General features: G+C 50.8%; 22 protein-coding genes. 7 read left to right on the plus strand and 15 right to left on the minus strand.

Annotated features, from left to right (window positions below):
- Nucleotides 1–8 precede the first annotated feature (8 nt).
- The 5 genes from J7619_RS09620 to J7619_RS09640 form a co-directional block, all read right to left on the minus strand.
- A complete protein-coding gene (locus J7619_RS09620; protein ID WP_291197359.1) occupies nucleotides 9–1,415 on the minus strand; it encodes a hypothetical protein in 1,407 nt (468 codons plus the stop codon).
- A complete protein-coding gene (locus J7619_RS09625; protein ID WP_291197361.1) occupies nucleotides 1,402–1,986 on the minus strand; it encodes an RNA polymerase sigma factor in 585 nt (194 codons plus the stop codon). Before J7619_RS09625 ends, J7619_RS09620 begins: the two co-directional genes overlap by 14 nt.
- A 44-nt stretch (nucleotides 1,987–2,030) precedes the next feature.
- Nucleotides 2,031–2,969 carry a hypothetical protein gene (locus J7619_RS09630; RefSeq protein ID WP_291197363.1) on the minus strand — a complete coding sequence of 313 codons (939 nt, stop codon included), beginning with the start codon at nucleotides 2,967–2,969 and terminating at the stop codon, nucleotides 2,031–2,033.
- A gap of 41 nt (nucleotides 2,970–3,010) precedes the next feature.
- The gene (locus tag J7619_RS09635; RefSeq protein ID WP_291197365.1) at nucleotides 3,011–3,748 is read right to left on the minus strand and encodes a hypothetical protein; all 738 of its coding nucleotides are present in this window, start codon (nucleotides 3,746–3,748) and stop codon (nucleotides 3,011–3,013) included.
- Between the two features lie 186 nt (nucleotides 3,749–3,934).
- Nucleotides 3,935–4,723 (minus strand): mechanosensitive ion channel family protein, encoded by a 789-nt coding sequence (locus J7619_RS09640; RefSeq protein WP_291197367.1) that lies wholly within the window; start codon nucleotides 4,721–4,723, stop codon nucleotides 3,935–3,937.
- A gap of 114 nt (nucleotides 4,724–4,837) precedes the next feature.
- Between J7619_RS09640 and J7619_RS09645 the strand changes: the two genes are divergently transcribed.
- Nucleotides 4,838–5,473 carry a hypothetical protein gene (locus J7619_RS09645; RefSeq protein WP_291197369.1) on the plus strand — a complete coding sequence of 212 codons (636 nt, stop codon included), beginning with the start codon at nucleotides 4,838–4,840 and terminating at the stop codon, nucleotides 5,471–5,473.
- On the opposite strand, the gene J7619_RS09650 is transcribed toward J7619_RS09645, so the two are convergent.
- The 5 genes from J7619_RS09650 to J7619_RS09670 form a co-directional block, all read right to left on the minus strand.
- Nucleotides 5,445–6,482: an AI-2E family transporter gene (locus tag J7619_RS09650; RefSeq protein WP_291197371.1), complete on the minus strand. Its 1,038-nt coding sequence runs from the start codon at nucleotides 6,480–6,482 to the stop codon at nucleotides 5,445–5,447. The genes J7619_RS09645 and J7619_RS09650 overlap by 29 nt on opposite strands.
- Nucleotides 6,483–6,600: 118 nt before the next feature.
- Nucleotides 6,601–6,936, minus strand: a complete 336-nt coding sequence (locus J7619_RS09655) for a YegP family protein (protein WP_291197373.1) — start codon at nucleotides 6,934–6,936, stop codon at nucleotides 6,601–6,603.
- A 78-nt stretch (nucleotides 6,937–7,014) separates the two neighbouring features.
- Complete coding sequence (locus J7619_RS09660) at nucleotides 7,015–7,752, minus strand: LytTR family DNA-binding domain-containing protein (RefSeq protein ID WP_291197375.1); 738 nt, start codon at nucleotides 7,750–7,752, stop codon at nucleotides 7,015–7,017.
- A 192-nt stretch (nucleotides 7,753–7,944) separates the two neighbouring features.
- A complete protein-coding gene (locus J7619_RS09665) occupies nucleotides 7,945–8,805 on the minus strand; it encodes a c-type cytochrome (protein ID WP_291197377.1) in 861 nt (286 codons plus the stop codon).
- 126 nt (nucleotides 8,806–8,931) lie between these two features.
- Nucleotides 8,932–9,726: a LytTR family DNA-binding domain-containing protein gene (locus tag J7619_RS09670; RefSeq protein WP_291197378.1), complete on the minus strand. Its 795-nt coding sequence runs from the start codon at nucleotides 9,724–9,726 to the stop codon at nucleotides 8,932–8,934.
- Between the two features lie 304 nt (nucleotides 9,727–10,030).
- Here J7619_RS09670 and J7619_RS09675 point away from each other — a divergent pair, with 304 nt between their 5' ends.
- Both J7619_RS09675 and J7619_RS09680 read left to right on the plus strand, forming a co-directional pair.
- Nucleotides 10,031–10,537, plus strand: a complete 507-nt coding sequence (locus J7619_RS09675) for a hypothetical protein (RefSeq protein ID WP_291197380.1) — start codon at nucleotides 10,031–10,033, stop codon at nucleotides 10,535–10,537.
- The gene (locus J7619_RS09680; RefSeq protein WP_291197382.1) at nucleotides 10,534–11,184 is read left to right on the plus strand and encodes a hypothetical protein; all 651 of its coding nucleotides are present in this window, start codon (nucleotides 10,534–10,536) and stop codon (nucleotides 11,182–11,184) included. Before J7619_RS09675 ends, J7619_RS09680 begins: the two co-directional genes overlap by 4 nt.
- 3 nt (nucleotides 11,185–11,187) lie before the next feature.
- Here the strand turns inward: J7619_RS09680 and J7619_RS09685 are convergent, their stop codons facing one another.
- Nucleotides 11,188–12,231 carry a sensor histidine kinase gene (locus J7619_RS09685; protein WP_291197384.1) on the minus strand — a complete coding sequence of 348 codons (1,044 nt, stop codon included), beginning with the start codon at nucleotides 12,229–12,231 and terminating at the stop codon, nucleotides 11,188–11,190.
- On the minus strand, nucleotides 12,228–13,262 hold the full coding sequence (locus J7619_RS09690; protein WP_291197386.1) for a sensor histidine kinase: 1,035 nt from the start codon (nucleotides 13,260–13,262) through the stop codon (nucleotides 12,228–12,230). The genes J7619_RS09685 and J7619_RS09690 overlap by 4 nt, the downstream gene beginning before the upstream one ends.
- 292 nt (nucleotides 13,263–13,554) lie before the next feature.
- On the opposite strand from J7619_RS09690, the gene J7619_RS09695 reads away from it, so the two are divergent.
- Nucleotides 13,555–14,925 carry an FAD-binding oxidoreductase gene (locus J7619_RS09695; protein WP_291197388.1) on the plus strand — a complete coding sequence of 457 codons (1,371 nt, stop codon included), beginning with the start codon at nucleotides 13,555–13,557 and terminating at the stop codon, nucleotides 14,923–14,925.
- Nucleotides 14,926–14,960: 35 nt separating this feature from the next.
- On the opposite strand, the gene J7619_RS09700 is transcribed toward J7619_RS09695, so the two are convergent.
- The 3 genes from J7619_RS09700 to J7619_RS09710 all read right to left on the minus strand — a co-directional run bounded on the left by J7619_RS09700 (nucleotide 14,961) and on the right by J7619_RS09710 (nucleotide 19,504).
- Nucleotides 14,961–17,264, minus strand: a complete 2,304-nt coding sequence (locus J7619_RS09700; protein WP_291197390.1) for a penicillin-binding protein 1A — start codon at nucleotides 17,262–17,264, stop codon at nucleotides 14,961–14,963.
- Between the two features lie 321 nt (nucleotides 17,265–17,585).
- Nucleotides 17,586–18,503 carry an AraC family transcriptional regulator gene (locus tag J7619_RS09705; protein WP_291197392.1) on the minus strand — a complete coding sequence of 306 codons (918 nt, stop codon included), beginning with the start codon at nucleotides 18,501–18,503 and terminating at the stop codon, nucleotides 17,586–17,588.
- A 158-nt stretch (nucleotides 18,504–18,661) separates the two neighbouring features.
- Nucleotides 18,662–19,504: an SDR family oxidoreductase gene (locus J7619_RS09710; protein WP_291197394.1), complete on the minus strand. Its 843-nt coding sequence runs from the start codon at nucleotides 19,502–19,504 to the stop codon at nucleotides 18,662–18,664.
- Between the two features lie 163 nt (nucleotides 19,505–19,667).
- On the opposite strand from J7619_RS09710, the gene J7619_RS09715 reads away from it, so the two are divergent.
- The 3 genes from J7619_RS09715 (at nucleotide 19,668) to J7619_RS09725 (ending at nucleotide 23,322) form a co-directional block, all read left to right on the plus strand.
- On the plus strand, nucleotides 19,668–20,441 hold the full coding sequence (locus tag J7619_RS09715; RefSeq protein WP_291197396.1) for a helix-turn-helix domain-containing protein: 774 nt from the start codon (nucleotides 19,668–19,670) through the stop codon (nucleotides 20,439–20,441).
- Nucleotides 20,442–20,531: 90 nt separating this feature from the next.
- Nucleotides 20,532–20,867 carry an antibiotic biosynthesis monooxygenase gene (locus J7619_RS09720; protein ID WP_291197398.1) on the plus strand — a complete coding sequence of 112 codons (336 nt, stop codon included), beginning with the start codon at nucleotides 20,532–20,534 and terminating at the stop codon, nucleotides 20,865–20,867.
- Between the two features lie 115 nt (nucleotides 20,868–20,982).
- On the plus strand, nucleotides 20,983–23,322 hold the full coding sequence (locus J7619_RS09725; protein ID WP_291197400.1) for a GAF domain-containing protein: 2,340 nt from the start codon (nucleotides 20,983–20,985) through the stop codon (nucleotides 23,320–23,322).
- The last annotated feature ends 140 nt before the right edge of the window (nucleotides 23,323–23,462 follow it).

Below are 23,462 nucleotides of genomic sequence, written 5' to 3' on the forward strand. Positions count from 1 at the left end.
GCGCCGGCTTATTTTTTGGCATACCGCAAACCCACGGAAAGTCCGATCTGGTAAGGCTGTATTTTGAATGGATTATCAGGATTACGCAGTTTTGAAAGGCTATATTCAAAATAGGGCCCGACAGTCATGACCGCATTATTGCCCGCAAACAGCTCCTTTCCAAAACCGGCATTAACCCAAACCATATTCTTTCTCGAAGACAAGTCGCGGCTGAATTCCGTACCGAAATCCCCGAAATAGTTACGCAGGAAATGCGAGCGGCGTACCGTGTGCTTTCTAACGGCCATTCCTACGAGGCGAACCGTGCTGTTCTCTTCCTGCGGAATGCCTTTTCGTATCACTTCGTAGTTACCGGTGAGATCCGGCCCTACGGCAAACTCGCTGGTAGCGATCTCATACCGGTACGACTGCTTGAATTGCCCGTAATTCAGCAAAAATTGAAATCCTTTACGCTCGACGCCGGCCGAGAACTTGTAGCCGACAGTTTGCGCCGAGATTTTGGCGGGTAAAACAAAGTTCTGATAAACGACCCCGTTCCCCGGCCTCACGGTCAGGATCTGGAATGTCCGTAAAGGCGTCAATCCTGCGATGAAACTCCAATGCTCCTTGAAAAGGAATTCGTAACGTTTTTGCGGCTTACCGGGTGTTACGAGGCTATCGGGCTGCCAGTTATATTTTGGAAGGGCCACTGGCCTGTGATCCAGCACCCCGATGTCTTGATCGGCCAAAGAGGGCCCTTCCAGTTCCTTGATATCGCTTTCTCCGGTTACCACACGCTCCGGCAACAGGTTTTCAAAATCAATTTTCTTCACTTCCGACTCCCGGGAAGCTCTGTATGACAACGAAATGTCTTTGCCGGTGCCCCGAATTGAATGATCAAATGCGTCTTTCGACGGGGTAAGCTCAGTTCGTCCAGGCATATCCGCGCGTTTGTACCTATCGGATTGTGTGACCACGCGATTCGCACGTGAGGTCCTGGCCGCTACCACTTCTCCTTCTTTGCGCACAGCGTTGGATTCGACCAGTTCCGACCTGGAAGGCGCGAACTCCGTATTCACCACATCAATTTCCTGCTTGGCGGAAGCTCTTTCCGCCACCTCCCGATCTTCTCGCCGTACCGGCGCTTCGGACTTGGCAGTCAGCGCATTGGAAAATTCCTGCGTAACGTGCTTCGCGCCAGCGACCATTTCATTTTTCTTCTCCACCGAATAAGACACGAGATATACAGTGGCCGTCAGTGCAATCAACAGCAGCAAGGAGGCAACAAGGCTCGTTTGCACCATGCTGGTTCCACCACCAAGCCCCTGGAATATCTTTTCCCTGAGAGTCGGATCAGGCAGCCGTTCAAAATTATCGAATCGTTCACGGAGAGCTTTACGCAACTCCTCGTCGATACGCTCGTCAGAAGATTTCATATTGCGTAATTCCTTTTTCCTGTAACTTCTTCATTAATAAATTTCTTCCTCTTAAAAATTGCGACCGGGACGTGCTGTCGGAAATGGACAACATCTCTCCGATTTCGCTGTGGGTATAACCATCTATCAAATGCAGGTTGATGATCATCCGGTATCCGTCCGGTAGTGTGTTGATTACATTCAGCAGTACATTCATGTCAATCTGAGTGATAATCTTTCCATAATCTCCCGAATCGATCTCGCGCTGAAAGTCATCGAGGTTCGAATGCAGCTGCTGCTCCTTCGTCGTCCGGTGATAGTAATTAATCGCTGTCCTGATCACCACCGATTTCACCCAGGCGTCAATCACCTCCACATTCCTCAACTCGTTGATATTTTTGAAAACTTTGATAAAACCATCCTGAAATATATCCTCAGCCTCCGCCTTTGTTTTCGCATAACGCAGGCAAAGCCCCAGCAATCTGGATTTATACCGTTCATAGAATGCAGTCTGCGCCCTGGCGTCCCCGGCTTGACAAGCCCGAACCAGATCGGCCAGCGAACTGTATTTCTTGCTGCGAAAAAAGGTCATTCAGAAGGGTTATGAAGTGTATCGTTGAAACAATTATTTCTCGCTCACCGATCGACTACGGTCTGGTACACCATATTCACGAAGTTACCATCCTGGTCGAAAGTGAACCGGCAATTTTCATCCGTTCCCTGCATAATCATCCCATAACCTGTCCCAATCGGGTCTGAAAATTTATAGCCTTCCAGTATTTTCATGGAAGAAAATACCCACGAGTTCTTTACAAAGTTCTGTATTTTTTCAGGGTATTCATCAATATTGTAATAAAATGCCTCGGCCCGATAAACCGTATTGGTGAGCTTTCCCGCCGCATTGAAAGTAAAGTCATAATTGGTACTTGACGCGGTATAGGCATTTACTTCATATATTTTTTCATTCTTATCATTAATATAAACCGTTGCAGCCGAAAACCTCAGCTTTTCCCTTTCCAAAAAACTAATCGCAGGCCCGGGTAAGGCTACCAGCTCATCTTTGCCGATCGCGTACGAAAACTTGATGTAGGGCTCCAACGTAACCGACATTTTTTTGGGATTAATAAGGTCATATTGGAGCCAGGTCAGCAAATAGGCCTGGTTATTCCAGGTATATCTGGCGCTATATTTTTTATCCGGACTCCCCTGAATTTCAGGTTCTTTGTAAGCCTCGGCTACTCCTCCGGTCATGTTCCTCGAAGGAAGTGCATGCTTCATCGAATCGGGAAGCGCGCCATGCATCCGGTACACACTTAATATCTTTTTAGTATTTAACGCGGCATAAAAAGAATTCCCCTTCAATTTGTAATAGACTTCATAAAGCTTGTCCTTTTCTATCGCCTGAAATGTGGCGTCCGTAGCATCGGGATACGCATTAGACATTACCCTGATAATGGCTTCCGGCAATATTTCCGGCGGGATCACCTGTTGATCTTTGTAATTGCTGCATCCGTTCAGAAAGAGGATCGAAACAATCAGAAGAAGTAATTTGTCAGTAAACATTCTTTCATTCATAGCATCAAATGATTTTGATCGCCGGGGTGCCAGTTATGTAATTAATATAAGGATACTCCAAATTTGTGCTCGGCATCCCGCTTTTCGACATCCGTCATCCAGGCTGCCCGCATGATAAATGCATAAGTAATTTTTCCCTGCATCGTTTCCTCCTCTACCAGAATCCTGATCCGCTCCGGATTTGCCGCCCTGCGGGCTTCCTCCACCCCCCTGAACAGCGGTGCCGGTTCGTTGGCTACATATCCGCTATCGGGTCGCCAATCAGTACCCGACAGCGCCTCTGCGAGCGACCGTATGCTCTCCGGCAAGGGAAGTTTCATCATTTTGCGTTCATTGTCCCAGCTCCATTCTCCGCTTTCCTTCGTCGATTTGAGCATCAGCGTGCATTGAAATTCACCAAAAGGGACTTTACCGTATGCCCCGGTCATTTGGGATTCGGTCACTACCCCTTTCCCATAGTAACCCCGGCCAAATTGTACGGCCACGAGCGGAATCACATCGTTCAGATAATAATTGCTCAGCATATTGGTTTTCTCCCTGACGTTCAACGTCGCAATCTGATCTTCCTCCTGGCGGGATATCTCCTCGATCCGCCAATACCTTTCCTGCACGATCAGCCTGCCGAGAAATTCGGCCTTCGTAAGTCCCGGGGTCGACTCCGGTTTCACCTCATTATCCGTTCCGCAGCACAACAGCGAAAGCGTCACAAACAGGAGGCTGTTCATCAGGCATATCCTGGTCCACCGTTCGCGACCGGCTTTTCCATGCTTCTTTACCATCTCAAATTCATTTTATGAATACCGTCAGCCAAGCTATTTTGAAATCCGGTTTTTTCCAACCTGTCCGACTATCTTTTTCATGGCTAATAGTCTGATTGAAAATGCCTTTCTGATTATCCCCCTTCCGGCGGAACATGCAAGAAGACACGCCTGTCTCAAAAAGCGCTGCACGGAGCTGAAAAAAACTTAACTCAATCCGGGTAATTTGAGACCGGCCCCCTTCAAAGCCTCCATTAGTTTCTCCTGGATCTCCATTTTGGTGTCCACAAAACCATGTGCATCGAGCCACACATTCACCATCACTTTGTAGCCATCAGGCTCAATGGACGATATTCCAATGCGTCTTTCGGGTACTTTAAGGGCACTTTGGGCATGATCGAGGACATTGTTGACAATGTTTTTAATCTCCGTGAAATCTATTGCATTGGTGAATTTCATTTCCACATCGAGCCGCCTGTTGCCCGAGCTGCTGATGTTGATGATCACTTCGTTCGACAATTTACTGTTTGGTATGACCACCGTGCGGTTGTCGTAAGTTTTCACCACCGTATAAAAGATCTTGATAGCCTGCACGGTCCCCTCCTGCCCCTGCGCGACAATGTTGTCGCCGACGTGGAAAGGTTTGAGGACCAGAATGAGGACCCCACTCGTAAAATTCTGCAGGGTGCCCGATAGCGCAAGACCTGCCGCAACGCCGATTGCGCCGATCAGGGCCGCAAAAACGGTCATTTGGATGCCGATGATCTGCATGACCGATATAATAAGTAATACCCGCAGCGCGGTAACGGCAAGGCTGAGGAGAAATGGTGTGAGGGAAGGATCAATGTTGCGCTTGTACATGTGCGCATTGAGCCAGCGCGACAACACGCGGATAAGCCAGAAGCCCGCCACCAGCACCGCTATACCTATAAGAACAGAAGGCCCCGTTTCCAATATCCATCCGTAAGCCTTGTTATAAAATTGCTGAATTTTCATGATCAGAGTGCATTGATTGAAATACCCCGCTCGCGAGAAAAATCTATTCCAAAGCCCCTTGGCATGTTTTTTGATCCCCATGCTCCCATTAGTTAAGGAAAAAAACCAACAGACATGGAAATCCATCATCATCAACAAACAGAATTACATGCGGCCCCAAGGGTACGGGCCGCGCTTGGCAGATACATCGTGTACTTCCTGCTGGCAGCAGTGGCCACAGGCATAGCCATTTATTTCTATGCACCGAAACCGGTCAACAAAGCCGCCAACGAAAATATCCTGCTCTTTCTGCAAAACGCGGTCAGCGATATTGACCTGAAACTCAAAAACGGAGATAGTAGCACCGACCTGGCAACACGGCTTTCGTGGCACAAGTCGAATGCAGCCTTGTACAATGAAGCCCGGGCCAGCTCCGATGAGAAGATAGCAGCGCAACGCGAAACCCTTAAGAAGAAAATGGTACAAGTACAGCAACGCGACTTCCCGGAATTACGCAGCGCCTACGTCGAATCCAAGAAAGAGGCACTGAACGAACAACAGGTGCACATTGGCCTGGCGGGCAAGCATCAGGAAATACTCACATTCGAAGGCCGGATATTCAAGCCTGAGCGGGTGCAGGAGGATTTTATGAAGAATATTTACGGGATCGTGAACGACCTGCGGTTTAAGAAAGTCGTCTATAAATGGTCGGACGCGCCCGATGGCTACCACAATTACGAGATCAGGTCGAAGGCGGATGCGGCGATTTGACATCTCCGCCAAACTCGCTGCGGTAAATCCTGATCAGCAGCAACAAATAGCTGATCAGCAACGGGCCAAAAATGAAGCCCCAGAAACCGAACAGTTTCAAACCGGCGATCAATCCGAGGATCGTGATGACCGGGTGCACATTGCCGACTTTTTGTAAGAAAGTAATGCGGGCTACATAATCGATATTCCCGATGATGATCGCGCTGTACGCCGCCAGACCGATCGCTTTTCCAGTTTCGCCTTTGGAAAACAGGAATATCACCAGCGGCAACCATATCATAGCCGTGCCGATTACGGGAAAGAAGGCAAACAGGCCGGTGATCAATCCGAGCAGCACGAAATCTTCGATCCCGAATATCCAGTAACCCAGCAACGCTACCAGCCCCTGGATGAGCGAAATGAGCGGGATGCCCAATGCATTGGCACGCACCATGCCACAGGTTTCGTCGGCCAGGGATTGTATATTCTTATGTTTGAGCGGGATGAAATGTTCCAGCCTTTCCTCCATAAACCTGCCGTTTTTGAACATAAAATAGGCCAGGAAAAGGATCATCAGCAGGTTTCCCAGCATGGTGGCCGAGCTATTCAGTATTCCCGGAATAAAACCCGCTGCTCTTTTACGGATATCCGCTGTCGCCTCTCTGGTAAGCAAATCCTGGCCGGTCCATTCGCGGAGCTGCGCGGAAATCGCGTCGATGGCGTGGTTTATCTGGTCAGGGTTTTCCAGGATCAAGGTGATTTTTTGAAATATCATCTGACCTGCGAAATACACCGGTGCCACAATGCATGCCATAAAAAGAAACATAAACAACACGGCGGTGAGGCCCTTCTTCCACTTTCGTTGCTCGGTAAGATGGAAATAGTACCTCCGGCAAAGAATGTAAATGGTAAGTGCACCGAGAAAGCCGGGGAAGAAAATGTAAAGCTGCTTGAAAACGATTACCGCCAACGCGGTGACAATCAGCAGAAAGGCAATTTGACGAATGCGGTTGTTGAAGTCGGAAACCATGAAATACCGTTTTGGATCAATATACGCGATGCAATTACTATGCCAATATCGCTGGGGAGACCAAAAGAAAAGCGCAGGACAAATAACATCCTGCGCTTTTTCCATATATCTGAACGGCCTACGCCGCCGATTGATCATCAACCTCAGCCTCTGGTGCATTTTTTTTCACGGATTCGATCCCGTTCTCGCGGCTCGCTACGCTCTCGTACATTTCACTGCTTCCGATTGCCTGCCCGTTCGTGGCCTTCAAAAGGAAATAGAATTTGTCGTTCTTCGAAGTAAGACGGTCGAAACGTGCATCGTCCTGCGAATTCTTTTTCACCGACTCGATCCCATTCTCGCAAGCCGCTTTGGTGGTATAACCCTCGCTTGCCAGGATCACCTGACCGTTTCCGGCTTTCAGGTTAAATTGAAATTCTCCGTTAGCCCTTTTTGTAATTACGAATTTTCCCATATTTGAAAAGATTGGATTAGGCTTTCAAAGTACGATTATCTTTTCTTAAAGCAATATTATACGTCACCGAAAATTACGCTATACGTCTCTCAGGCCTGCGCATATCAGCCGCGCGACCTGCTTGCGGTAGGGAGCGCTCACAGGGAGGATGTGCGTACCGATCTCGATAGCCTGCTCAGTGAATGCCGTTACTTTGCTGGTCGCGACGATCAGCGAGCGGTGTATCCTCATAAATCCCCTGCCCGCAAAACGTGTTTCTATCGCCGCCAGGCCCTGATACACAACGATCTCTTTCTCATTCGTGGTAATCTTCGCATAGTTCTTGAACCCCTCAATGTAAAGCACCTCGTCCAAAAATATCTTCACCACCGACTTACCCGAAAAGAGGTAAATGAACGGTCCCCTATCCGGCGCAGTTCGCTTGCGCCGCGTCGGGAAACTCCGCTTCACGACTACCGGCGGTGCGGTAGCATAGTAACGTTCAATACTCGCCAGGAAACTTTCGAACGTGACGGGCTTTACCAGGCAATCGAGTATGTACTCGTCGTCCCCACGCGTCCATCGCTTTTTCTTGTCCGACAGGAAAACAACCCTGGGCCGGCAAGGCAACAGCCGCAAAAATGCTTCTCCCGTTACTTTGGGAAGCATAATGTCCAGGAAAAGAAGGTCGATTTTGTTCCGTTGGAGATACATCAACCCGTCGATCGCGTGGTAAAATGTCCCTACGTGTTCCAGGGTGTCCAACTCGGAGATGTAGGATTCGAGAACACTCGCGACGTACGGCTCATCGATGATCAAACATTTGATTCTACTCATAGAAATAATCCGGTGAAATAACTGTATTATGGAAACTAACCCATAGGGGCGGCATAAGCCTAACCAAAGGCAGATCCGACAGATTGGCCGGTTGAGTAATGAGAAGAAACGAGTTGAGCAGGATGGCGTCCAATTTCCAAATAATTCGGGAAAACTCCAACGCCATCCCGGCGTTGTTGCAAATAGATGGAATTAAATGCTTTTCAAATACACCCGCAGTGCCCGCATTTCAGTATCCGAAAACGCGGCGGTCATCTGCCAGGGCATGGGCGCTTTCAGTTCGGTGCCATCCGGGCGCTTACCTGTGCGAAGGGTCTGAAAGAACTGTTCGTCAGTCCAGCGGGCGCTTTTTCCGGTGGATGAAATGTCCGGCGTACCGCCTTCTCCCGGTGTGCCTTTCATATCTGGTTTATGGCAACCGGTGCAAATTTGCGACACATATTTACCAAAGTCGGCCGTGATGCCTTCGCGGATCGCCAACGGAGGTGCTGCATTGTGATCGATTTTCTCCGCTTCGAACAGTTCCAGTTCTCCGAGGTCAGCCAGAATCGTCGCACCGACGCCGATCTCGCTGGGTGGGTTCACGCGGTCGACGGGCGGTACCTGCGCACAATAGGCGATCACCGCTTTCAAGTCAGTTTCACTGAGCTTGTTAAAGCCGGCCGACGGCATGTAAATAAGCGGCGTACCATCTTGCTGCACGCCGTGACGGATTGCACGTACCCAATCTTCGGTGTCGTAATCTTTGGATATGCCGCCTTTTCCTTTGGTGAGGTTCCGGGCTACCAGTCGCCCAACCCCATTTTGTTCGAAGAGAACCCGGCCCCCCAGGTCCTTGCCATGGCAGTCGTTGCAGCCCTTGGTGGTCACAAGGCGCTGGCCCATGGCAATGGTGGCTGAATCGGTCGGGATGTCGAGTTTGACGGGTTTCACCGGATAGACTTTACTTTTCCGGTTATCAATGGTGATGTACGCCTTGGTGTAATAACCCAGCGCGAGCAATACGACGACCAGCAGCACGCGGCCGGTCCATTTCAGGATTTTTTTTAACATGGCTTTGGAAATAACAGTTTGGAAAAACTGCCGGCAGGGCCGACGTTGCAAAAATGCCCCGCCCACCGGCGATTCCCATTGTCAAATCCCTTGAAGCGTCATTATCGCTGCATGAATTGCGTAATGCTATTTACCAAGCCATTTTTTGAAATCCATCGCTTTTTCACGGCTGATAATCACCTCGCTCTCGGGTGCGGGCGTAAGCGCCAGCTTGATTTTGTTATTGAAATACGGGTTAATCTGCTGCACGCAATGCACGCTGATGATAAATTGGCGGTTAGCACGGAAAAAGCAGTCCGGGTCGAGCATTTTTTCGAGTTCGTCGAGGGTGTAATCGACCGGATATTTCTGATTATTCTTGGATTTGAAAAGGCTAGTCCCCTCTTCCGAATAAAAATAGGCGATGTCGCTCACCTCCACGGGCACCCATTGCTGCAAGTGCTTCACCAGAAACCGCTTCCGGTATTCCGAAGGTTGCATTTGCTGGCGGAGCTGCTTCACGAGCGAATCGATCGCGTCACGGTCCAGATTGGCGGCATTTTTGGCAGGGTCGCTCTCCGGGCCTCGCGTCAGGCGGTTGTATTTCGCCAGGCTTGCTTCCAGTTCCTGGCGCTTGATCGGCTTAAGCAGGTAATCGATACTATTGACTTTGAACGCCCTGAGCGCGTATTCATCATAGGAAGTGGTGAATATCACAGGCGATTCCACCTTCACCTGATCGAAAATCTCAAAGCTCTGCCCATCGGCGAGCTCTATATCCATCAAAATAAGATCGGGGGTTTCATTTTCTTTCAGGAAGTCCACCGACTCCTGCACGCTAGCCGCCTTTCCGACGATTTCTATCTTACTATCAATTTCAGTCAGTAGTTTGGAGAGTTTTCTCACAGCCAGATCCTCGTCTTCTATCAATAATACCTTCATAAATTGGTTTTTGTTGTTCCTGTTTTAAGGTCAAAAGTTAGGTCAAGATAACCAATTCCCGAAACCCGCGGGAAACGGAAACACACAAACGTCCTATGAAGCGGTATTTATGGGCTATGAAGCGTCATAACATCGGTTGGTAGCAGCAAAATACGAGCCTGAACCGACATTTAAGGCGATCGAACACTCCATACACCGCCTTGTACGCTTCATCCCCCCCTTGTCCCATTTGGTGCACAATGCCCGCGGCCTGGGCTACAAAACCATTCTAATTTTGGCCCAATCAAATGCAAATCTGTTAGCCATGAAAATGAAACTTTACACTTACGTTACCCTGTTTTCCCTGCTCGCCATCGCGACATCCGCCTGTAAAGACAACGACAAAAAAGAGATTGCGCCGGAGCCTGTTAAAATCACTTTTACCGACAAAAAATGGAAGACCGAAACCTGGGACCTGGTCAAGCCGCTCGACCTCGACGAGGACGGCGATAAAGAAACCGACCTCATGCAGCTGCTCATCGAATGCGACTTTGACGACTTTATTGTATTTCAAAAGAATGGTAAATTTATCACCAATACCGGCAGTAAGCGATGCAATGCGAACGAAGAACAGGAAAGCTACGCTGCCGACTGGACCTACGACGAAGCCGCAAAAATCATCAAAATGAAAAGTGTGCCCAGCGGCCTGGAAAAAGACGATTGGGAAGTGCTCGAGCTGACTGAAACCACTTTAAAAGTACGGTTTAACCTGCTCCCCGAAGACGGAACATCAGCTGCAATCAAGAGTGTCATGACCTTGAAAAAGATATGACGAGGTTATTCCTGTATGTTTCCATCCTGGCAGCCGCGCTTTGCGGCTGCATTCATTCTGCTCCGGTGCCGGACGAGGTGAAATCATCGGCACCCGGCTTCGGCAGCTCCGACCGGAGCCCGGAAGGCCCGCTGCTAAGCTTGCCAAACGGCATTACAATCGTTGACCGACCATATTCTGACGGAAACTGCGCCGGTCAATCAGACAGACATGGAGTCGGGGAAGTTCGGTTTTGCATGCAACTTTCGAACAACACGGGCACACCTGCATTTGTGACAATTCCGGCAGGGACTGTTTTCATTTCGGAAAACACAAAATCCCCTAATGGATTGATTGTTAAAGAAATCAACATCCGGATCCCGGCCCATGCCGCGCCGGTAATGCAATTCCTGACCTGCTCGATCAATCAGGACCGCAAGGCTCCTGCCGCTACTTTTGGCCCGCAGCCCATCCTGACCAATCATTACAGCATGCCGGAGCTGTTAAGTCTTTTGGAAACCAAGCGGATCAATGCAGAGGATTATGACGGCAAAACTCCTCCGGCGGCTATTTCCGCGGCTGTGCAGGCGGCCGTGCACGAGCTTGCGCATACCGGGCGGCTCTCTGCTGGCGCACGCGAAAAATTAGCGCAGCTGCCAGATCAGTAAGCACTAATCCGAAACCAGCAACGGCAGGCTTACAGAGAAACGCTGTGGATTTTCGTCGATGTCGATCTCTCCCTGGCCCAGTAAGCTGTACTTGCTGGCGATATTGGCAAGACCGATGCGGCTCGAAGGTACTTTTATGGGACGCCTTTGCAGGTTATTGGACACCACCAGCCTGCCATCGACCGTAGTATTAAGGCGAATATAGAGCGGTTGCTGGGGCATGATCACATTATGCTTCACCACGTTTTCCATCAGCAGCTGCAATGTGAGCGGCGGCAGCATATAGCGCCGGTACGCCGGATCAATTTCCTCTTCCAACCGCAAATTACTGCCGTAACGCGTGCTGAGCAGGTGGAAGTAGGAAGTCGCAAAATTCAGCTCCGATTCCAGGGTTGTGAGTTCCGACTCATTACTGCGCAGCAGGTAGCGGTATACGTTACTCATCTCATCAATAAACTGCGTGGCGAGCTCGGCATCTTCCTCGATCAGCGACGAAAGCGAATTGAGGCAATTGAAAAGGAAATGCGGGTTAATCTGCTGTTTCAAGCTTTCGAACTGGCTTTGCAGGTTGGCTTTGCGCAGTTTCTCGGTTTCGAGTAGTTTCTGTTGCCAAAGCTCAAATGCGTACACCCCCTCATGTATGCACGTGACGACGATATTCATAAGCGCACCCAACGCAAGCGCCCATTCGAAACTGGTAAGGTCGTAAACATAACCCTTAAAACCGGCCGCTTTATAGAGGAAGAACAGGCCGCTGATAATGGCCAGATTGCAAACGATATGCGCCGGGATCATGAGCAGCATCCGTTTGGGTGTTTGCTTGAAATGCGAAAACTGCTTGCGAAACCAGAAACCGATCCGGGCGTGAACCAGCTGATAGGCAAGCCCGAAAACGACGGTGGATACGGTTGTCGCCCTCGCAAATACCCAAATGTCCGAAAAATAAACACTGCCTACCAACAAGTAATTCATCAGTAAGATGTACGCCGGCAGCAACGCAAGGGCGATCCATATGTCCTGTTTGGTGTATGTTACCAGTAGCTTCACGTCGTTTCGAATTGATTACGGATCGCCCCGACGGGTATCCTTACGGTAAATGTCTCCCCGTCATCGAAGAGCATCGGCTCATCGAGGTTCAGGTCCCGAAACCGGGAAATGAGCGTTTCAAGTCCTTCGCGGGCCGCTTTGACGTGCTTCGGCTGGATCGAATTCCGCACCTCGAGCTGTCTGCCCTGCGTCGCGATCGACAATTTCAGCGGTTTTTGCTTCATCACGACATTATTCCGGATCGCATTGTCGACGAGCGTTTGCAAGGTGAGCATCGGCACCATGCAATGTGCGCAGCTTTCATCGATATTGACTTCCACCTCGATCGCCGAGCCGTAGCGGGTGCTGGTCAGGAAGAGGTACGACTGGATGAACTCGCTCTCGCTTTTGAGCGACGCCAGCCCATTTTCGCTGGTATGGAGCAGGTAACGGTACACACTCGAAAGTTCGTCAAGAAACGCACCTGCCTGCACGCGGTCCTCCTCGACCAGCGCCGAAAGGGAATTGAGGCTGTTGAATAAAAAATGCGGATTAACCTGATTTTTAAGGTTGTCAAACTGGTTTTGCAGGGCCTTTTTCTTGATCGCCTCCTCTTCCTGCAATGCGATCCCATATTGGTTCAATGAGTAGATCAGCTCATAAATGGCGCCTACCGCGAAGAGCGTCACCACGCAGAGGGTAATGTAAATGCTGTATTCTTTTAAGGTAAAAACCTCCCAATCCCACCGCGCGAAATACATGAGCAGGAAAAAGAAAACCTGACTGACCACCTCGATGACCAGATAGCCCGAAAAAGTCCCGAGGATCCGCTGCCGGGTTTGGGTAACGTCAGGGTACCGTGCCCGCCATTTCTCGCTCCATTGCGCCATGAGTTGCCAGGTAATGAGCGTACATCCCAACCACGCGAGCGTGATCGTGAGGCTTTTCCAGTTGCTTCCGATAAATTTCTGAACAAGAAAAAGGTTCAGCAGCAATGTCCAGACGAGGATTACGAGCGGACGGAACCATTTCCATTGCGAAGGATTTTTCAACTTGATACCGGCAGATTAGGGCTTGGAACGCGATTTACATTCCCAAATATAAAACTAAGCTTGCGGGATCGATTTATCAAACACTTCCCTACACATTTTGCCTGTTATAAAAGCCTAACTTTTTGAGCCTCAAATCAAAAATTAGTATATTTATAACCGCCGGTACTTTGCTGCCCATCACGGAAGCCACGGCCTTTTACGCATTCCAACGCTTTGCTACACCACAATCATCTGAAATTCGGTCCGACCGGACCGGCAGGTTTTTTTGTTTTCTATTTAAACCCCTTCTCAGATGGAAACAAACAGTTCCTCTAAAACAATCCCCCATTTCAGGGGCAGGGTTATTACCCCCGGTGACGCCGATTACGAAACTGCCAGGAAAGTCCATAATGGCATGGTGGACAAATGCCCCGAGCTTATTGTACGTTGCGCGGACGAGACGGACGTCGTCAAAGCCGTTCAGTTTGCACGTAAAAACGATCTGCTGGTCGCCGTACGCGGCGGCGGCCATAACGGCGCCGGCCTCGGCGTATGTGACCAAGGGTTAGTCATTGACTTGTCGGCTATGCGGAATGTGACCGTCGATCCGGTGGCCCGTACCATCCGGGCGCAAGGAGGCTGCCTGCTGGGCGATCTGGACAAGGCCGGCCACCCTTACGGACTAGCCGTGCCCACTGGTATCAATGCCACAACGGGCATCGGAGGGCTTACGCTCGGAGGAGGGTTGGGACATTTGACACGCTTCGGCGGCCTGACCATCGACAACCTGCTAGAAGCGGAAGTAGTGTTGGCCAACGGGACAAGGGTAAAGGCCTCTCCGACCGACAACCCGGACCTGTTCTGGGCCATTCGTGGCGGTGGAGGAAATTTCGGCGTGGTAACCTCTTTTCTTTTCCGCGCGCACGAGGTGCACACCGTGTACGGCGGGCCCATGTTCTGGGATATCAACGACGCCAAAGCCATGATGGCATGGTATCAGGACTTTATCAAGAAGGCGCCCGACAGCGTAAGTGGCTTCTTCAACTTTCACAAGATTCCCCCTGCCCCTATATTTCCGGAACAATTCCACTTGCAATTGATGTGCGGCATCGTATGGTGCTGCGTCGATGAGGAAGAGGCAGCGGAAGTTTTCGAAATGGTACGCAAATTCCGCAAGCCGCTGATCGACGCCGTGGGGCCAATGCCCGTTCCGACACTCCAAACCATGTTCGACGACCTGTTCGCCCCCGGATTATACTGGTACTGGAAAGGCGATTTCGTGAAACATCTCAGTCCGGAAGTCATGGATGTGCATATCAAACATGCGCACAGGATCCCGAATTTCTTCTCCGGCATGCACCTCTACCCGGTCAACGGAGCTGCCGGCCGGGTGAAGAATGATGACACCGCATGGAACTACCGCGACGCTACGTGGTCAATGGTGATCGTAGGCATTTCCCCCGATCATTCCGAGAAGGACCTGGTAACCAGTTTTGCCCGCGACTATTGGCAGGAACTGCACCCACACGGCGCCGGCGGTGCCTATGTCAATTTTATGATGGACGAAGGCGCCGATCGCGTGCAGGCGACCTATGGAAGCAATTATGAGAAACTCAGGCAGGTCAAAGCCAAATATGACCCGGGTAACCTGTTCCGGGTAAATCAGAATATCAAACCGGCGTAAAAAAACAGGCAGGCCCTTGCGGACCTGCCTGTTTTTTAGAACAACACCCCTTCATCATCCGATTTGGCGGGAGGCGTGTAAACGTCCTCGGAATTCTGCGTCGAGTCGGTTGCGCATTCGCCGGTGTAACCTTCGGGCCTCGGGAACGGGCCTTTGCGGTATTGAATGAGCGTCTGGTCGTTGTAAACCTTTTGCATGAACGCCCCCCATGCAGGCATCGCCACGCGCCCACCTTGCCCCAGTGCGAGGCTGCGGTAGTGAATGCTGCGGTCCTCGCCTCCCACCCATACGCCGGCCACGAGGTTATGCGTCATACCCATAAACCAGCCGTCGGAGTGGTTCTGCGACGTACCTGTTTTGGCGGCTATCTCATTGCCTTCGGTCACGCCATATTGCCGCAGCCGACCTGCCGTGCCGCCCGGGTCTTCCACCGCGCCGCGCATCAGGTACAGCATATTGTAGGCCATATTTTCATTCAGTTCCTGGCTTTGCTGCTCATGGAACTCGGCCAGCAGTTTGCCGTGGCGGTCCTCGATACGCAGGATCGTCATCGGCAGCACTTTGTAGCCTCCGTTGGCGAACGACGAATAGGCCGATACCATTTCATAGACCGACACATCGCCGGTTCCCAGGCAAAGCGCCGGAGTGGCCGGCAATTCGCTGGTAATACCCAGCTTGTGCGCGTAGTCGACGACGGTGTTCGCTTTCACCATCTTCATAATGTTGGCCGTCACCGAATTCACCGATTTTCCCAAAGCCTGACGCAGGGAAAGCGGCTGCTCGGAATACACACCATTCGAGTTTTTCGGTGTATAATCTTCGTTTACATCATCGATCCCCGCCTGGAATGTGACGGGCGAATCCATGATCTTTTCGCAAGGGGTAATGAAGTTTTTATCCAGACCTGCGGTGTATACAAACGGCTTGAAAGTAGATCCTGGCTGACGTTTACCCTGCTTCACATGGTCGTACTGGAAATACTTGAAATTGATCCCTCCTACCCACGCCTTCACGTGCCCGTTGCGCGGGTCCATGGCCATCATGCCCGCCCGCAGGAAGCGTTTGTAGTATTTAATGGAGTCGATCGGGCTCATGGTCATTTCCTTTTCCCCATCCCAGGAAAATACTTTCATCTTGTAAGGCTTGTTCATCACTTTCCACGCCTCCTCTTCACCCAGCTTGTTTTTCAGCACATTGAAATACGGCAGGCGACGAACGGCGGTATTGATAAAACCGGATATTTCCTTTCCGTCCTCGTCGATCCAGGGATTACGGCCCTTCCAGTGGTCGTTGAATATCTTTTGCTGCTCCTGCATATGATGCGTAAGCGCATCTTCCATGTACTCCTGCATACGCGAGTCGATGGTCGTGTAAATCCGCAAGCCGCTCGTGTACAGGTTCAGATCGGTGCCGTTTTCCTCGTTATACATTTTCACCCAGGCTTTCAGATAGCCGCGCATCGACTCCCAGAAATAGGGTGCCGGGCCATTAGCATGTGTTTCCATCGCGAATTCCAGCCCGAGCGGCTTCGCGCTGAGCACATTGAAATCGTCGTCGGTAATATCGTCGTACTTCCGCATTTGCGCGAGCACAGTATTACGGCGGTTGAGGGCATTCTGCGGAAACCGCACCGGATTATAAATCGTAGGATTTTGAAGCATCCCCACCAGCAACGCCGACTGGGGAATATCGAGCTCGGAAACGTCTTTGTTGAAATAGGTTTTGGCAGCCACTTTGACACCAAAGGCATTGTTCCCGAACGAGACGGTGTTCAGGTACATCTGCATGATCTCCTGCTTGGTATACTTGCGTTCGAGGATGATCGAAAGGATCCATTCTTTCGTTTTGGCAATCACGATCCGCACGCCGGGGATTTTACTTAATGTACCCTCAAACTCTTCCGAACGCGTATTGAACAGGTTTTTCGCCACTTGCTGCGTGAGCGTGCTACCCCCTCCCGAACTGGAATTGCCGGTCAGAATACCCTTCGCAACGCGCAAAAGGCTGCGCGGATCGATACCCGAATGGCTGATGAAGCGGGTATCCTCCGTCGCCAGCAGCGCATTGATCAGGTTGGGCGAAATTTCGGATATTTCCACCGGCGACCGGTTCTCGATCAGGTACTTACCAAGCGACTTCCCGTCCTGCGAAATCAGCTCCGAAGCGATCTCGCTTTTAGGATTTTCGAGCGCCTTCAGATCGGGCATTCCGCCAAAAAGCCAGAAAAAATTGTGGTTAACGGCAGCGATGTAGAGTATCAGCAAGGCAAGCCCGATGCCGAAGCCACGCCATAAGAAAAGAATGCGACGCCGGTATTTCCCGGGTTTCAATTGAATCATGTATTTTCCAGAGTAACGTCTAATAAACCGACCAAATAAATGAATTTGATCCACAAATCAGCTATTAGAACGTTGCTGGGGCGGTATTTGCTATTTTTTTTGTCAAAATATTCAGAGCTTCGATGTTGCGTCCCTACGGGACTCTAAGAAAAAAAGAACCGTTTGCTACCATTATTACCTGCCTAACGGCACTCTTCTCGAACCAGGTGGGGATCTTGGTTCAATCGCGTTAGCGATGTAACGTTGGTAGCATGTCGTCACCTCAATGACTATCGGTAATGCCGTAGGCATGCAACAACAAAAACAAAACCATTCGAATAGTCACGCCACCCCAGCCTGCCCCGAAAATTCAACCCGCTTTTTATATTCATTCGGACTAAACCCTGTCTCCTTTTTGAAGAGCCTCGAAAAATAAGGCGGGTTTTCAAAACCCAGAAGATAAGCGGTTTCCGCTACGGTTTTGTCGGTGCTGAGCAGCATATTCTTGGCTTCGGAAACGAGAAAAATATGGATCAGCTCGATAGCGGTTTTGCCGGTTTCCTGTTTCAGCAGATCGCTTAGGTAACGCGGCGAGGTATTGAGCATATCGGCCATCAGTTTGACGGACGGCAAGCCTTTTTCCTGGAAGTTACCACCTTCAAAATACGTTGCCAGGCTCGCGTTGAAGCGCGAAACGGTCGTTCCCGAAAGTTGCGTGCGGTTGATGAACTGACGTTTGTAAAAGCGCTGTGAATATTTCAGCATCGAATCCAGGTGGGTCAGCATAATGTCGCGGCTGTATTCGTCGGTATTATTGAAATACTCACTTTGAATGCGGCTGAAAAGGTCCCAGATAATCTGCTCCTCCCGCTCCGACAAATGCAATGCTTCATTGGCTTCGTAGTCGAAAAAGCCGTATTTACGGATCTCCGAATGCAGGGGGTGCCCGTTCAGGAAATCTTCATGCACATAAAGTATAAAACCCTTTTCTTCCAGCTCGATATTATTCATTTCGATTACCTGGCGGGGCTTCGAGAAAAGCATCGAACCGTTTTCATGATCGTATTTCGTACGTCCGTAAAGGATATGCCCGGCCTTGATCTTTTTGAAGGCGATCATGTAAAAATCCGTCGTAAACTCCCGGCGACCCAGCGTACAACTTTTCAGCTCATCGCAGGTGAACATGCTGATCATGGGGTGCTGCGGCGCCGACATATTACTGGCGCGATGCAGCTCGCTGATACTTTTGTAATGGTCCATGGTATTTGAAACGGTTAAAAAATTGCAGCAAACGCAATGATGTTGTCACATTGAGCGCACGGGGCCGCCCGGCGGTCGAAACGTCGGTGCTGTACCGACCGCCGGGCGGCCCCGTGCGCTCAGGCTGACAACAAGTTTTAATCAAATTTATCTAAAAATCAGGCGGTAACCTGGCCGATAGCGGCACCGCCATGAGCCGCGTCCGCAACCTCTTTCCATTCTTCCCATGTGGCAAGGCGATCGGCGTACACCTGGCTCAACCAAGGGAACCCTACTTTGCCCAGGAAAATTCGCAATGGCGGATTTTCTTCATCTACTACTTTCAGGATCGCATCCGGTGTAGCCTGTGGATCTCCGATGGTATCGGGCGTCAACCCGGCGTAAAGTGCTTCCTTGATGCCGTCGTACAATGCGATAGGCTCGCTATGGGAAGCCGAAGCTCCACCCCAGTCGGTCGAGAAGCCGTTTGGCTCTACGATCGTCACTTTAATACCAAAGTCTTTCACTTCCGAAGCGAGCGTTTCGCTCAATCCTTCAACCGCCCATTTCGAAGCATTGTAAATGCCCAGTACCGGCAATGTAGCCACGCCCAGCACGCTGGAAACCTGGATAATGTGACCGCCGCCCTGTGCACGCATCACCGGAATGGCAGCCTGGGTAACCCATAGCAAGCCGAAAACATTGGTTTCAATCTGGTCGCGGGCTTCTTTTTCGCTGGTTTCCTCGATCGCTCCGAACAAACCGTAACCTGCGTTGTTGATCACGACGTCTACGCTGCCGAAATGCGCGTTGGTTTGCTCGATAGCCGCGAAACTGGCTGCGCGGTCGTTTACATCCAGTTGAATGGTCAACAGGCTGTCGGGATACTGCGCTGCAAGGTCTTTCAGCGTTTCAGTATTGCGGGCGGTAGCCGCCACTTTGTCCCCTCTTTTCAAAAAAGCCTCTGCCCATATACGGCCGAATCCTTTGGAAGCGCCGGTGATAAAAATTGTTTTTGACATGATTGACAATTGTTTTGGTGTTTTGATGCTACAAATTTACCGGGCCGCTTCCGCCGGCGACTTATACAAAAATCCGGAAATGCGATACACTTTTACGAAGCACCGTTCACACGATTTCCCGGGCAGCGGGAACCGTTGAAGCCTCATTCAGGTTCCGGGAATAATGACTATCGAGACCTATTTCCCGACGCCGGAGCTCAGCCCGTTTATCAAATCCTACAAGGTGATCGAAACACCGTCGGAGGTGGTCAACCACGTGCTGCCCGAAACATCGCCGGTGATGGTGTTCAGGTTAAGCGGGCAGGTTTCTGTCAATCACAACGGCAGCACCGATGTGCTCGAACCGATCGTCGTTTCGGGCTTGCGAAAATCCGGGCGGGCTATGCAATATGGTTCGGGTACGATCAACATCCTGGTCGTTTTTCGGGAAGGCGGCATTGCGCCGTTCATCCGCGAGCCGCTGCACGAATTGAGCGATACCAGCATTCCGATGGACGCCCTCGACGGTTTCAGGGACACCGGCCTGCTCGAAGAGCAACTGGCGGAACAGCCGTCGCACACGGCGCGCATTGCGTTGATCGAACGCTTTCTGATCAGCCGCGTGAGCGGCAGAACGCCGGATAACATGGTATTGATTGCCATTCAAAAGATCCATAACGCGTGCGGCCAGTTACGCATCAGGGAGCTGGCAGCCTCGCTGCACGTGAGCCAGGATGTGTTCGAGAAGCGTTTCCGACGAGTAGCCGGGCTTTCCGCAAAACAATTCGCGTATATTGTGAGGATGAAATCCGTCGTGGAGAAGGGCCGCTCCGGCCAGACGCTGGCGCAGATAGCGCTCGATGCAGGCTACTTCGATCAGCCGCATTTCAACAAGGACTTCAAACTCTTCACGGGCCTCACCCCTACCGAGTTTTTCAAATCTCCGGTGTTTTGGTAAATCAATGATTTTTTACAAGAATGGCAGGCTGCTGCGCGGGAATTTTGTATCAGCAAAAAACCAAATGCTGTTTACATTCAATTCAAAATCATGGAACAACAACCAAACCACGACCAGGTCGCATTCATCAGTAAATACCTCATTCCCGCGGCCTCCAAAGAAACATTCCTCGAACGCCAGCATATTGCCCGTGCGTACATCCACACGCTCCCGGGCTTCATACGCGACCACGCCTACGAGCGCGTCACGGAAACCGGAGATACCGAATATATCACCCTCGCTACGTGGGTCAACGAGGAAGCCGTACATAATGCGAGGGAACTGGTGCAGGCCGAAAATCTCAGAACCGGATTCAACCGCGCCGAAATGCTGCAAAAGCTAAACATAAGGATGGAACCGGGGCTTTTCCGCGAAGACCTCGCCTAGCTGCTGTGCTGGCTTTCGGCCAGGACCAACGGGCGCGTTTGGGCTGTAATGCCCGGACGCGCTTTTTTCGGACGGCGTGTCGTATATTTAGGCTCGCATTGCCAGCCATAGCACCATGAAAAACGAAGTACTCGACGTTTCCGGAATGAGGGCACTCCCGCTCGACCTCGACTCCGCCATTTCCTTTATGCCGTATATCCGTTTCCTCGAACAGCGGGTTACGGAAGAGAAAACGCTCAAATCCACGTTTTATAAAAACATACTGACGTACTTCCGCGAGCACCAGCTCCCCGAGGGAGACGTTCCGCTCGACGAAGCGCACCGGTACGGCGATTTCTTCGAATACGTTTACAGCAGCCTCTCGGCGCCGCTCGCGTCGGAACATAAGCTGGCCTGGGGCATGTGCCAACCGTTGTACCCGCACATTTTCTACGGTACCGACCTGCTTTTCGAAATGCTGAATATGAAGCCGGCCGATTCGCAATACGAACTGCAAAAGAATCCCGAAGATTACCAGCGAGAGCGTCTGCATTTGATCTACACCCTGATCCTGCAAAGACTTTACAATTTTCAGGTCCCGGTGAAAATACAGCAGTACCACGCCTGGACGGACACCCAAACCGGCCTGTACCGGTTCTACGAAGTACTGGTAAGCCCCGAATTTGTTGAAGTGAGTGCCACGCGGGATCTGCCAGACCTCAACTTCGTGGAAATCTATGCGCATTTCAGCGAAAAGGACGGGCATTTGCAATTGCAGAAAGTCCTGCCGCTGGATATGTTCCGGTTCCGGGGCTTCGCAGTTATCACCGTGTCGGACGTGACGGCTAAAATGGCCGTTGAAAATATCAGGAAGGTACAATTCAACCGGGTGCCGGGCGACAGCCCGAACCGCTACCAGCGCATTATCCAGTCGTTGAAAACGCTGGTTCAGAACAATCGCATTGAATTCGACCTTTTTCCTTTCGTACGCGTGAACGGGCAGGCTGTGTACGGGTACGGGCAGGTAGGCACGGGCGTACTTTTTCAAATCTGGGGCGAAAACCGCCTGACGCCCGAAGAGTTCCGGCGCCAGGCGGAAGGTTATGCCGCCAAACCGAATTCCTTCTTTTCGCCCGACATCCAGGGCGAGGACGAGCGCCAAATCGGCTGGTTAGCCCCCTTTCGCGACCTGAATGTGCGCTCACTGGCACTGGTCCCTCTTTTCGTGGATCAGAAACTCGTGGGCGTCCTTTGTATGCATACCTGGGAGGATGAGCGCTTCGACGAGAAAAAACTCGCTTCGCTCGAAATGGCATTCGCGCCCGTTGCGCAACTGCTGGACATTTATATTGAGGAGTTCAATCTGGAATTGGAAAGCATTATCAAGGAAAAATTCACCTCGATACAGCCCGCGGTGCAATGGAAATTCAATGAAGCCGCCTGGCATTACCTGCATCGCAGAAAGAAGGGCCTTCCAGAAGTGAATGAAAACATCGCGTTCTACGACGTGTACCCGTTGTATGGTGCGATCGACATCCGCAATTCTACTAACGAACGTAATACTTCCATCCGGGCTGATCTTGGCCATTATCTCGATTTGTTGAACGACCTCCTGAACGCGCTCGCGGCCTTCGACCGGTCTTCACTCATGCAGGAGTTGCGCTTTCATTGTACCAAATGGCAAAAGGCGGTTGACCAGGGCGAACTGAATAGTACTTCGGAGAATAACCTGAACACGTTTCTGAATGAAGAAGCCAGAAACTACCTCGTTCACTTGTCCCAGCAGGACCCACGCACGGCACCGCTCATCGACGGGTACATCGGGATCACCCACCCTGTCCAGGGCGAAGTGCACCGACACCGCCAGGAACTCGACCGCTCCATGGAACTGATCAATGTAGCCGTAAACGGGTATTTCGAGGACCAGAAAGAAATATTACAGGAGTCCTATCCATGCTATTTCGAGAAATTCAGGACCGACGGCATCGAGTACGACATTTACATCGGGCAATCGATTGCCCCGGAGAAGCCATTCAACCATTTCCACCTTAAAAACCTGCGGTTATGGCAGCTGTCGTCGATGATCGAAGTGGCGAAGCTAACCCGCGCATTGCTCGGCGAAATGCCGAAAGAGCTGCACACTACGCAGCTGATTTTTGTCCATAACCACATGATCGACATCAGTTTTCGCAGCGACGAGCGGAAATTCGATGTGGAGGGAGCTTACAATATCCGTTACCAGATGATCAAGAAGCGTATCGACAAGGTACGGATCAAAAATTCATTGGAACGGCTTACCCAGCCCGACAAAATCGCCCTTATTTACCTGCACCAACGCGATATCGAAGATTACCTGCCCTTCATTCATTATTTGCAGGAAACAAACGCACTGGAACCCGCTACCGAGGAGCTCGAACTGGAAGATTTACAAGGGCTGAGTGGCCTGCGGGCCTTGCGATTAGGAATCGTCTACTAAATCAATCCGAAAGCGCTGCCATTTATACAGCGCTTTTTTTGTGGCAATTTAAATTCAAATATTATTTGGACTTATTACAAATAAACTATATTTGCAAGTCCACATGTGAGGCGTGCCCTGGGCTCAGCCTTCGCTTTTTA

The sequence above is a fragment of the Dyadobacter sp. genome, assembly GCF_017744695.1.
In the GTDB taxonomy this organism is placed as follows: Bacteria; Bacteroidota; Bacteroidia; order Cytophagales; family Spirosomataceae; genus Dyadobacter.

Excerpts from the sequence above, each read along its gene's own strand:
- J7619_RS09620 (WP_291197359.1), bottom strand. The coding sequence starts at position 1,415 with ATGAAATCTTCTGACGAGCGTATCGACGAGGAGTTGCGTAAAGCTCTC.
- J7619_RS09625 (WP_291197361.1), bottom strand. The coding sequence starts at position 1,986 with ATGACCTTTTTTCGCAGCAAGAAATACAGTTCGCTGGCCGATCTGGTT.
- J7619_RS09630 (WP_291197363.1), bottom strand. The coding sequence starts at position 2,969 with ATGAATGAAAGAATGTTTACTGACAAATTACTTCTTCTGATTGTTTCG.
- J7619_RS09635 (WP_291197365.1), bottom strand. The coding sequence starts at position 3,748 with ATGGTAAAGAAGCATGGAAAAGCCGGTCGCGAACGGTGGACCAGGATA.
- J7619_RS09640 (WP_291197367.1), bottom strand. The coding sequence starts at position 4,723 with ATGAAAATTCAGCAATTTTATAACAAGGCTTACGGATGGATATTGGAA.
- J7619_RS09645 (WP_291197369.1), top strand. The coding sequence starts at position 4,838 with ATGGAAATCCATCATCATCAACAAACAGAATTACATGCGGCCCCAAGG.
- J7619_RS09650 (WP_291197371.1), bottom strand. The coding sequence starts at position 6,482 with ATGGTTTCCGACTTCAACAACCGCATTCGTCAAATTGCCTTTCTGCTG.
- J7619_RS09655 (WP_291197373.1), bottom strand. The coding sequence starts at position 6,936 with ATGGGAAAATTCGTAATTACAAAAAGGGCTAACGGAGAATTTCAATTT.
- J7619_RS09660 (WP_291197375.1), bottom strand. The coding sequence starts at position 7,752 with ATGAGTAGAATCAAATGTTTGATCATCGATGAGCCGTACGTCGCGAGT.
- J7619_RS09665 (WP_291197377.1), bottom strand. The coding sequence starts at position 8,805 with ATGTTAAAAAAAATCCTGAAATGGACCGGCCGCGTGCTGCTGGTCGTC.
- J7619_RS09670 (WP_291197378.1), bottom strand. The coding sequence starts at position 9,726 with ATGAAGGTATTATTGATAGAAGACGAGGATCTGGCTGTGAGAAAACTC.
- J7619_RS09675 (WP_291197380.1), top strand. The coding sequence starts at position 10,031 with ATGAAAATGAAACTTTACACTTACGTTACCCTGTTTTCCCTGCTCGCC.
- J7619_RS09680 (WP_291197382.1), top strand. The coding sequence starts at position 10,534 with ATGACGAGGTTATTCCTGTATGTTTCCATCCTGGCAGCCGCGCTTTGC.
- J7619_RS09695 (WP_291197388.1), top strand. The coding sequence starts at position 13,555 with ATGGAAACAAACAGTTCCTCTAAAACAATCCCCCATTTCAGGGGCAGG.
- J7619_RS09700 (WP_291197390.1), bottom strand. The coding sequence starts at position 17,264 with ATGATTCAATTGAAACCCGGGAAATACCGGCGTCGCATTCTTTTCTTA.
- J7619_RS09705 (WP_291197392.1), bottom strand. The coding sequence starts at position 18,503 with ATGGACCATTACAAAAGTATCAGCGAGCTGCATCGCGCCAGTAATATG.
- J7619_RS09710 (WP_291197394.1), bottom strand. The coding sequence starts at position 19,504 with ATGTCAAAAACAATTTTTATCACCGGCGCTTCCAAAGGATTCGGCCGT.
- J7619_RS09715 (WP_291197396.1), top strand. The coding sequence starts at position 19,668 with ATGACTATCGAGACCTATTTCCCGACGCCGGAGCTCAGCCCGTTTATC.
- J7619_RS09720 (WP_291197398.1), top strand. The coding sequence starts at position 20,532 with ATGGAACAACAACCAAACCACGACCAGGTCGCATTCATCAGTAAATAC.
- J7619_RS09725 (WP_291197400.1), top strand. The coding sequence starts at position 20,983 with ATGAAAAACGAAGTACTCGACGTTTCCGGAATGAGGGCACTCCCGCTC.